Source organism: Blastococcus sp. CT_GayMR20 (genome assembly GCF_004570345.1).
Genome location: NZ_SPQM01000015.1, coordinates 30,504 through 39,344, shown reverse-complemented (window position 1 = coordinate 39,344; position 8,841 = coordinate 30,504). Strand labels below are relative to the sequence as shown.

General features: G+C 74.0%; 10 protein-coding genes and 1 pseudogene. 6 read left to right on the top strand and 5 right to left on the bottom strand.

Annotation, left to right across the window (positions count from 1 at the left end; genetic code table 11):
- Positions 1-36 precede the first annotated feature (36 nt).
- Positions 37-591 (bottom strand): carbonic anhydrase, encoded by a 555-nt coding sequence (locus E4P40_RS06230; RefSeq protein ID WP_135158018.1) that lies wholly within the window; start codon positions 589-591, stop codon positions 37-39.
- An 86-nt stretch (positions 592-677) separates the two neighbouring features.
- Between E4P40_RS06230 and glp the strand changes: the two genes are divergently transcribed.
- The 3 genes from glp (at position 678) to E4P40_RS06215 (ending at position 2,930) form a co-directional block, all read left to right on the top strand.
- Positions 678-1,880, top strand: coding sequence for a gephyrin-like molybdotransferase Glp (glp, locus tag E4P40_RS06225; protein WP_135158017.1), 1,203 nt, complete (start codon positions 678-680; stop codon positions 1,878-1,880).
- A gap of 76 nt (positions 1,881-1,956) precedes the next feature.
- Positions 1,957-2,430 carry a cyclic pyranopterin monophosphate synthase MoaC gene (gene moaC, locus E4P40_RS06220; RefSeq protein ID WP_135158016.1) on the top strand — a complete coding sequence of 158 codons (474 nt, stop codon included), beginning with the start codon at positions 1,957-1,959 and terminating at the stop codon, positions 2,428-2,430.
- A complete protein-coding gene (locus E4P40_RS06215) occupies positions 2,427-2,930 on the top strand; it encodes a MogA/MoaB family molybdenum cofactor biosynthesis protein (protein ID WP_135158015.1) in 504 nt (167 codons plus the stop codon). The genes moaC and E4P40_RS06215 overlap by 4 nt, the downstream gene beginning before the upstream one ends.
- A gap of 61 nt (positions 2,931-2,991) precedes the next feature.
- Here E4P40_RS06215 and fdhD read toward each other — a convergent pair whose 3' ends face one another.
- Positions 2,992-3,822, bottom strand: coding sequence for a formate dehydrogenase accessory sulfurtransferase FdhD (gene fdhD / locus E4P40_RS06210; RefSeq protein WP_135158014.1), 831 nt, complete (start codon positions 3,820-3,822; stop codon positions 2,992-2,994).
- A 19-nt stretch (positions 3,823-3,841) separates the two neighbouring features.
- On the opposite strand from fdhD, the gene E4P40_RS06205 reads away from it, so the two are divergent.
- The 3 genes from E4P40_RS06205 to E4P40_RS06195 are packed head-to-tail and all read left to right on the top strand — an operon-like array spanning position 3,842 to position 5,849.
- Positions 3,842-4,510 (top strand): NTP transferase domain-containing protein, encoded by a 669-nt coding sequence (locus E4P40_RS06205; RefSeq protein WP_245160165.1) that lies wholly within the window; start codon positions 3,842-3,844, stop codon positions 4,508-4,510.
- Between the two features lie 43 nt (positions 4,511-4,553).
- Positions 4,554-5,171 carry a hypothetical protein gene (locus E4P40_RS06200; protein ID WP_135158013.1) on the top strand — a complete coding sequence of 206 codons (618 nt, stop codon included), beginning with the start codon at positions 4,554-4,556 and terminating at the stop codon, positions 5,169-5,171.
- A gap of 9 nt (positions 5,172-5,180) precedes the next feature.
- A complete protein-coding gene (locus E4P40_RS06195) occupies positions 5,181-5,849 on the top strand; it encodes an NAD(P)H-binding protein (RefSeq protein ID WP_135158012.1) in 669 nt (222 codons plus the stop codon).
- On the opposite strand, the gene truA is transcribed toward E4P40_RS06195, so the two are convergent.
- From truA to E4P40_RS06180, 3 genes and pseudogenes are all read right to left on the bottom strand, one after another.
- The gene (truA, locus tag E4P40_RS06190) at positions 5,850-6,698 is read right to left on the bottom strand and encodes a tRNA pseudouridine(38-40) synthase TruA (protein WP_135158011.1); all 849 of its coding nucleotides are present in this window, start codon (positions 6,696-6,698) and stop codon (positions 5,850-5,852) included.
- A 463-nt stretch (positions 6,699-7,161) separates the two neighbouring features.
- Positions 7,162-7,509, bottom strand: a pseudogene (gene rplQ, locus E4P40_RS28835) (50S ribosomal protein L17); the annotation flags it as partial.
- A 142-nt stretch (positions 7,510-7,651) separates the two neighbouring features.
- On the bottom strand, positions 7,652-8,716 hold the full coding sequence (locus tag E4P40_RS06180; RefSeq protein ID WP_135158009.1) for a DNA-directed RNA polymerase subunit alpha: 1,065 nt from the start codon (positions 8,714-8,716) through the stop codon (positions 7,652-7,654).
- Between the last annotated feature and the right edge of the window lie 125 nt (positions 8,717-8,841).

The window sequence follows — 8,841 nt, the reverse complement described above, 5'->3', positions numbered from 1 at the left end:
GGCTCACGCGCCAGCCGACCACGATACCAGCGTGAGCTAAGTGCCCGACTCCTGGCCCTGCTGCAGGGGCTCGCCGCGAGCCTGCGAGTGGTGGGGGGCAGCAGGGTCCTCTATCTCGCGGAGATGCCCGGTCTCGACGTCGTAGACGGTGCCGCGCACCTCGCGGGAGACGAGGTACGGGCAGTCCCGGATGAGCCGGATCGACTCCCGGACGTCGGCGTCGACGTCGGTGAACGCACGGGCCGCCCACGGAGGACGCCGTCCCGTCGCCTGCTCGACCAGGTCGGCGAACGAGACGTCGTCGGTTGCCTGGAGCCCGCACTGCGTGTGGTGCACCAGGAGGATCTCGCGGGTGCCCAGGACGTGCTGGGAGATCGTGAGGGAGCGGATGGTGTCCTCGGTGATGACGCCGCCGGCGTTGCGGATGACGTGGGCGTCCCCGACCTCGAGCCCCAGCATCCCGAACAGTGGCATCCGGGAGTCCATACAGGCGACGACGGCCACCCGTCGCGCCGGCCGCACCGGCTTGCTGCCCGGGAACCGACGCGACCAGTCCTCGTTCGCCCGGAGCATCCGGTCGATCTCGCCCATCGCCACCTCCGCCTCGCCCGTTCCAGCCGGGACCCTATCCGGAGCCGTTCCGGGCCCGTGTCCGGCCGATCGGACAGGATGGGCCCGTGCGCACGGTCGAGGAACACCAGGCAGTGGTCAACGGGCTGCTGCCGTCGCTGACCGAGGAGGCCGTCCCGCTGGCGGCGGCACACGGGCGGGTGCTGGCACGGGACGTGGCGGCCGAGGTGTCCCTGCCCGGCTTCGACAACTCCGCGATGGACGGCTACGCCGCCCGGTGGGCCGAGATCGCCTCGGCGGCGCAGGCGCCCGTCCGGTTGCCCGTCGCCGAGGACATCCCGGCCGGCCGCACCGACGTCGTCCCGCTGGCGCCCGGCACCGCTCACCGGATCATGACCGGGGCGCCCCTGCCCCCCGGCGCCGACGTCGTCGTCCCGGTGGAGCTGACCGACGGTGGCACGGACCTCGTCGAGATCCGCGACGCACCCCCGATCCGGAGCCACTTCCGCATGGCCGGCGAGGACATCGCCGCCGGCGGCCTGGCGCTGCGCGCGGGCGACCCGCTCGGTGCTGCCCAGCTGGGGCTCGCCGCCGCCGTCGGGGTGACGACGCTGCCGGTCCGGCGCCGGCCCCGCGTGCTCGTGCTCTCCACCGGCAGCGAGCTCGTCGCGCCCGGGCAGCCGCTGCAGCCCGGGCAGATCTACGAGTCGAACTCCCAGCTGCTCGTGGCCGCCGTCGAGGACGCCGGCGGGGAAGCCCGCCGGCTGCACTTCGTCCCCGACGACGTCGACCAGTTCCTGGCGACCGTCCGGGCCGAGCTCGCGAGCGCCGACCTGCTGATCACCAGCGGCGGTGTCAGCGCCGGCGCCTACGAGGTGGTGAAGGACGCGTTCCGCGGGCTGGGCACCGTCGAGTTCGCCAAGGTCGCGATGCAGCCCGGCGGCCCGCAGGGAGCGGGCACGGTGGACGGCGTCCCGGTGGTGACGCTGCCCGGCAACCCGGTCAGCGCGTTCGTCTCCTTCGAGGTCTTCGTGCGCCCGGCGCTGCGGCGGGCGCTGGGCCACTCCGCACCCGACCGGCTGCACGTGCCGGCCCGCCTCACCGGGCCGCTGCGTTCGCCGCCCGGCCGTCGCCAGTTCCTGCGCGGCCGGTACGGAGGCGGCGAGGTCTCCCAGGTCGGTGGTCCGGGCTCGCACCTGGTCGCCCACCTCGCCCGGGCCAACTGCCTGGTCGTCGTCCCCGAGGACGTCACCGAACTGCCCGCCGGCGCCGACGTCGACGTCGTGCTGATCGAAGGAGCGCTCCAGTGAGGCGACAGCGAGTGGGCATCACGGCGAGGAACGAGCGAGGAGCGGGGCGAGCGCGGAGCCGAACAGGAGAAGCACGATGACGGAGAAGCGGCTGACCCACGTCGACGAGACCGGCGCCGCCCGGATGGTCGATGTCAGCGCCAAGGCGGTGACCGCGCGCGAGGCCACCGCGGCCGGTCGCGTGCTGGTCAGTCCGGAGGTGGTCGAGCTGCTGCGGGGGCGCGGGGTGCCGAAGGGCGACGCCGTGGCCGTCGCCCGCATCGCGGGCATCGCCGGGGCCAAGCGGACGCCGGACCTCGTCCCCCTCTGCCATCCGATCGCCCTGCACGGCGTGACCGTCGACATCCAGGTGACCGACGGCGCCGTGGAGATCACCGCCACCGCCCGGACGGCCGACCGCACCGGCGTGGAGATGGAGGCGCTGACCTCCGTCGCGGTCGCCGGGCTCACGATGATCGACATGGTGAAGGCGGTCGACCCCCGGGCCTCGATCACCGACGTCCGGCTGCTGGCCAAGAGCGGCGGCAAGAGCGGGGAGTGGACGCGGTGAGCTCGGAACTCCCCGGCGACGCGCGGGCCGTCGTCGTCACCGCGTCCAACCGAGCCGCTGCCGGCGTCTACGAGGACCGCAGCGGCAAGGCCCTCGTCGAGGGGCTGGAAGCGCTCGGTTTCGACGTGGAGGGTCCCCGCATCCGGCCGGACGACGCCGACGAGCTCGAAGCCGTTCTGCGCGCGGCGGTGGACGCCGGCTTCGACGTGGTCGTGACCACCGGTGGCACCGGGCTCTCCCCCACCGATGTCACCCCCGAGGCGACGCGGGCGGTCATCGAGCGGGAGGCCCCGGGTCTCGCCGAGGCGGTCCGCCGGTACGGCGCGGAGAACGGCGTCCCGACGTCGGTGCTGTCCCGCGGTCTGGCGGGGACGGCCGCGCGGACGCTGATCGTCAACCTGCCCGGTTCCACCGGCGGGGTGCGCGACGCCCTGACCGTGCTCGGCCCGTTGCTCCCCCACATCGTCAGCCAGCTGCGCGGAGGCGACCACATCCGCTGAGAAAGGACCCCGCTGCCCCCCACCGCTCGCACGCTCGCGGCGGCCCCTGCAGCGGAGCCACCTACTGGTGCAGGACGATCCGCTCCTGGCGGGTGTAGACGTTGCAGCCGTCCCCGCGCAGGAACCCGACGAGGGTGATCCCCACCTCGCGGGCCAGCTCGACCGCCAGGGACGACGGCGCGGACACGGCGGCGAGCACCGGGATGCCCGCCATCGCGGCCTTCTGGGTCAGCTCGAAGCTCGCGCGGCCGCTCACCATGAGCGCGAGACCGGCCAGCGGCAGCCGGCCCTCGCGGACCCCGTCCCCGATGACCTTGTCGACCGCGTTGTGCCGGCCGACGTCCTCGCGCAGGGCGACCAGTTCGCCGGCGGCGCTGAACAGGCCCGCTGCGTGCAGTCCGCCGGTCTTGTCGAACACTTCCTGGGCGGCGCGCAGCCGGTCGGGCAGCGCGAACAGCACCTCCAGCGGCAGCCGGACCTCGTCGGCGGCCACGTCGAACCGGGTCTTCGTGCGGATCGCGTCGATGCTCGCCTTGCCGCACACCCCGCACGAGCTCGACGTGTAGAAGTTCCGCTCCAGGCCGGTGTCGGGCACCGGGACGCCGGGCGCGAGATCCACGTCCACGACGTTGTAGGTGTTGCGGCCGTCGGCGTCGACGGAGTCGCAGTAGCGGAGGCCGGCGATGTCGTCGTTGCCGGTGATGACGCCCTCGGTCGCCAGGAAGCCGTGCACCAGGTCGAAGTCGTGGCCCGGCGTCCGCATCGTCACCGCCAGCGGGGTGCCGGCCAGCCGGATCTCCAGGGGCTCCTCGGCGGCGACGGTGTCGGGTCGGATGGTGTGCACCGGGCCCCGGATGCGCAGCACCGGTGTCCGGCTGGTGACTCGTCCCACGAGGCCGACGGTACCCACGATGCCGCTCTACGGTGACGCCGTGGACCCGCTGCCCCCGTACACGGCCGTCGTGCTGGCCGGGGGCAAGGCGGCCAGGCTCGGCGGTCAGGCCAAGCCGCAGCTGCTCGTCGGCGGCCGCCCGATCCTCGCCGCCGTCCTCGAGGCCGTCCCCGACGCCGACCGGCGGATCGTGGTCGGCCCGCCGCAGCCGGTCCCGCCCGGGGTGCTCCTGGTGCGCGAGCACCCACCGGGGGGTGGACCCGTGGCGGCGGTCCGCGCCGGGCTGGCCGAGGTCGAGACCGACGTCGTCCTCGTGCTCGCCGGCGACCTCCCGTTCCTCACCGCGGGAGTGGTCGGGCAGCTGCGCGAGCGCCTGACGACCGACGGGGTCCTCGTCGTCGACGACTCCGCCCGCGACCAGTACCTGCTCGGCGCCTGGCGGTCGGCGGCGCTCCGGGGCGCCCTGGCAGGGGTCCACGGGCCCACGTCGCTGCGCCGCGTGCTCGCGCCGATCGCCGTCCGCCGGTGGCGCCCGGACGTCGCAGCGGGGCAGCCGCCGCCGTGGCTGGACTGCGACACCCCCGCCGACCTGGCCCGGGCGCGGGCACTCGCCGGGGAGGGCGCACGACCTCAGCGACCTGCGCCGTCGGTCCTGCCGCGCTTCCAGGAACCCACCGATCCGCGATGAGCGGTTAGCGTCGTGGGCGTCCCACCTGCGCAGAGAGGCCGCGATGACCCACCGCCGAGTCGCCGTCATGGTGTCCGCCGTGCTGCTGCTGACGGCGTGCACGGACGTCGTCACGGGCGTCGCCTCCCCCGGGGGGCCGGCGTCGCGGTCCACGCCTCCGTCGGGCGGGAGCGCGCCGGCGCCGTCACCGACCGACCCGACGGACGAGCAGTCGCCGGAGGACCCGGCGGACACCGAGGCAGACGGCGGCCCGGCCCAGCCGGGCTCAGGAGAGGACGACGTCGGGATGCGGGTCGAGGGTGTGCACTTCAGGAACGAGAACGGCGACGTCCGGCTGGTGGTGAACCTCAGCTCCAGCGGGGTGCCCGAGTGGACCATCGGGTACTCGGAGGCCTCCGGGCCGGGCGGTGAGCCGGTCGACATCGCCGGCGACGCCTTCCTCCGGCTGCGGCTGCGCACGGGGTCGGAACCGAGCGGCCGGTCGACGACCAACGTCCGGTCGAGCCCCGGGCCGATCGCGCAGGTCCTGACGACGGGGTACCACGAGGGGACCGAGGAGGTCCTGATCGGCGTGCGCGGCGGCGAGCTGCCGTTCCGGGCGTTCGCGCAGACCGACCCCGGCCGGATCGTCATCGACGTGCCGGAGCCGGCCGACGGGTAGGGCGTCGTCATGCGCATCGTCCTCGCCGGGGCCCACGGGCAGGTCGCCCGCCGCCTCGGTCGTCTCCTGGCCGCCCGCGGCGACTCCGTCGTCGGGATCGTCCGCAATCCCGCCCACACCGCCGACCTGACCACCGACGGCGTCGAGCCGGTCGTCCTCGACCTGGAGTCCGCCCCCGTCGCGGACGTCGCCGCGGTCGTCTCCGGCGCCGACGCCGTCGTCTTCGCGGCCGGCGCGGGCCCTGGCAGCGGGGCGGCCCGCAAGGACACCGTCGACCGCGGCGCCGCGGTCCTCCTCGCCGACGCCGCCGAGGCGGCGGCGGTCACGCACTACCTGCTGGTGTCCTCGATGGGCGTCGACCTCGTCGCCGAGGGCGCCACGCCCGACGGCGTCGACGACGTGTTCGTCGCCTACCTGCGCGCCAAGCTCGCCGCCGAGGATGACCTGCTGGCCCGCCGCAACCTGACGACGACGGTGCTGCGGCCCGGCGGGCTCACCGACGAGCCGGGGACCGGTCGGGTGATGCTCGGCCCGCGCGTCGGGCGCGGCAGCATCCCGCGCGACGACGTCGCGGCCGTGCTCGTTGCCCTGCTGGACCGGCGCGGGGAGGACGGCGCGGTGCTGGAGCTCGTCAGCGGGGACGTCCCCATCGCCGAGGCCGTCGCCGCGGCAGGCTGATCAGTCCCGGCGTGCCCGCGTGACCAGAGCCCGGGCGGCCAGGTCGTCGTCGGCGGGGTAGTCGACCCGGACGAGCGTCAGCCCCCCGGCCGGTGCCACCGGCACGTCGCCGGCGCGCTCCGTGCGGGAGAGGAGCCCGGCGGGCCACTGCGTCGGCCGGCGGCCCTCCCCCACGGCCAGCAGCGCACCCACGAGGCTGCGGACCATGGAGTGGCAGAACGCGTCGGCCGACGCGGCGACGGTGATCAGGTCACCGGCCCGGGCGACGTCGAGGGCCAGCAGGGTGCGGATCGTGGTCGCACCCTCCCGGCGGCGGCAGAACGCGGCGAAGTCGTTCTCGCCGAGGAGCAGGCCGGCGGCGGCGGCCATGGCACCGTCGTCCAGGATCCGCGGCCAGCCGACGGTGTCGGCGCGGCGCAGCGGGGGCGGGCCGGCCGGGGAGTCGGTCAGCCGGTAGACGTAGTGCCGCCCCAGTGCGCTGAACCGCGCGTCGAAGTCCGGGTGCGCCTCGGTGACCGAGGGGACGGCGATGTCGGGCGGCAGCACGCCCCGCAACCGTCGGACCAGGCGGTGCTCCTGCTCCTGCCAGGCGGACCGGGGGACGTCGCAGTGCGCGACCTGTCCCGTCGCGTGCACACCGGCGTCGGTGCGCCCGGCGACGGTGAGGTCCACGGGGACCCGCAGCACCATGGACAGCGCCTGCTCGAGATCCCCCTGGACGGTCCGCTGACCCGGCTGACGTGCCCACCCGTGCAGCGCCGTCCCGTCGTAGGAGACCGCAAGACGGAGACGGACGAGCCCGCCACCGGTGTCGGTGGCGGGCTCGTCCGGGACGTACTGGTCGACCAGGGTCTTACTTGGGGTCGGGCGCAGCCTCGCCGCCGGGAGCGTTGAGGCTCTCGGTGGCGGCGTCGCCGGTCTCCGCGGCGTTGATCTCGGCGGCGGCCGCGTCGGCCAGCTCCGGCGAGACGTTGTCGCCCTCGACGACCACGCCGTGCTGGGCGGTCGGCTCGCGGTCGACGTCGCCGTCGTCCTGGCGCTCGCCGTCGGGGAGGAAGACGTCGGCCACGACCTCCTGCGCCTCGGCGTCGACCGACCCGTCCGTCACCGCCGGGGACGTGTCCCCACCCGGGCCGGTGGACTCCCCCGTGCCTTCGGTGTCGATGACGTCCGCGGTGACCTCGCCGGCCGCCGATGCCGCACCGACACCGGCCGCTCCGGCAGGAGCGCCGGTACCGGCGCTGCCGGCGAATCGGGTCCCGCGGGCGCGCTCGGCCTCGCCGACGGCCTGCTGACCGACGGTCAGCGCCTCGACCAGCTCGATGACGGCCATGGGGGCGTTGTCGCCCTTGCGCGGACCGACCTTGGTGATGCGCGTGTAGCCACCGGGCCGGTTCTCGTAGCGCGGACCGATCTCGGCGAAGAGCGTGTGGACGACGTTCTTGTCCCGGATGGTCGTCATCACCTGGCGGCGGGCGTGCAGGTCACCGCGCTTGGCGAAGGTGACGAGCTTCTCGGCCAGGGGGCGCAGGCGCTTCGCCTTCGTCTCGGTGGTCGTGATCCGCCCGTGCTCGAACAGCGACGTGGCCAGGTTGGCCAGCATCAGCTTCTCGTGCGAGGGGGACCCGCCGAGGCGGGGGCCCTTGGTGGGGGTGGGCATGTCGGTCCTTCCTCAGGCGGCCGGAGGGAGTGCCGGCTGCTTCCGTGGTGCTGCTGCGTCCATCGGTGGTGCGTGTCGTTCAGTGTGGCGACCCGGGGACCGGCACCGGACGGCGGGTGGACCGCCGTCCGGTGCGCAGACCTCAGAGCTGCTCGGTCTCCTGGAAGGAGGCGTCGCTGTACTCGACATCGGAGTACTCGGGCGAACCCTGGTACGCGTCGGTCTCGTAGCCCTCGTCGTAGCTCTCGATCGAGGTGGGGATGAATCCGGGCGGGCTGTCCTTGAGCGCGAGGCCCATGGCCGCCAGCTTCATCTTGACCTCGTCGATCGACTTGGCCCCGAAGTTCCGGATGTCGAGCAGGTCGGCCTCGGAGCGGGTGACGAGCTCACCGACGGTGTGCACGCCCTCCCGCTTGAGGCAGTTGTAGGACCGGACGGTGAGGTCCATGTCCTCGATCGGCATCGAGAAGTTCGCGATGTCGGCGGCCTCGGCCGGACTGGGCCCGACCTCGATGCCCTCGGCGTCGACGTTCAGCTCGCGCAGCAGGCCGAACAGCTCGACGAGGGTCGAGCCGGCGCTGGCGATGGCGTCCCTGGGGACGATCGACGGCTTGGTCTCGACGTCGACCACGAGGCGGTCGAAGTCGGTGCGCTGCTCGACACGGGTGGCCTCGACCGCGTAGGTCACCTTGAGCACCGGCGAGTAGATCGAGTCGACCGGGATGCGGCCGATCTCCTGGCCGGGCTGCTTGTTCTGCGGCGCCGGGACGTAGCCACGGCCACGCTCCACGACCAGCTCGATCTCGAGCCGGCCCTTGCCGTTCAGCGTGGCGATGTGCAGGTCGGGGTTGTGCACCTCGACACCGGCCGGGGGCGCGATGTCGGCGGCGGTGACCTCACCGGGGCCCTGCTTGCGCAGGTACATGGTCACCGGCTCGTCGGAGTCGGAGCTGACGACCAGGCCCTTGAGGTTCAGGATGATCTCGGTGACGTCCTCCTTGACGCCCGGCACGGTGGTGAACTCGTGCAGGGTGCCCTCGATGCGGATGCTGGTGACAGCAGCGCCGGGGATCGAGGAGAGGAGCGTGCGGCGCAGGGAGTTGCCGAGCGTGTAGCCGAAACCGGGCTCGAGGGGCTCGATGACGAATCGCGAACGCGACTCGGTGATCGTCTCCTCGGTCAGGGTGGGGCGCTGTGCGATGAGCATGGTTCTCCTTCAGGTCCTCCGGCGACCGCCATATGACGCCGTGAGGGGGGTGGTGCAGGCTCCGGCGGGCATCTGTCCGCCCACCGGAGCCGTGGCCCCCTGCAGGGTCCCACCGCGAGCGTGCG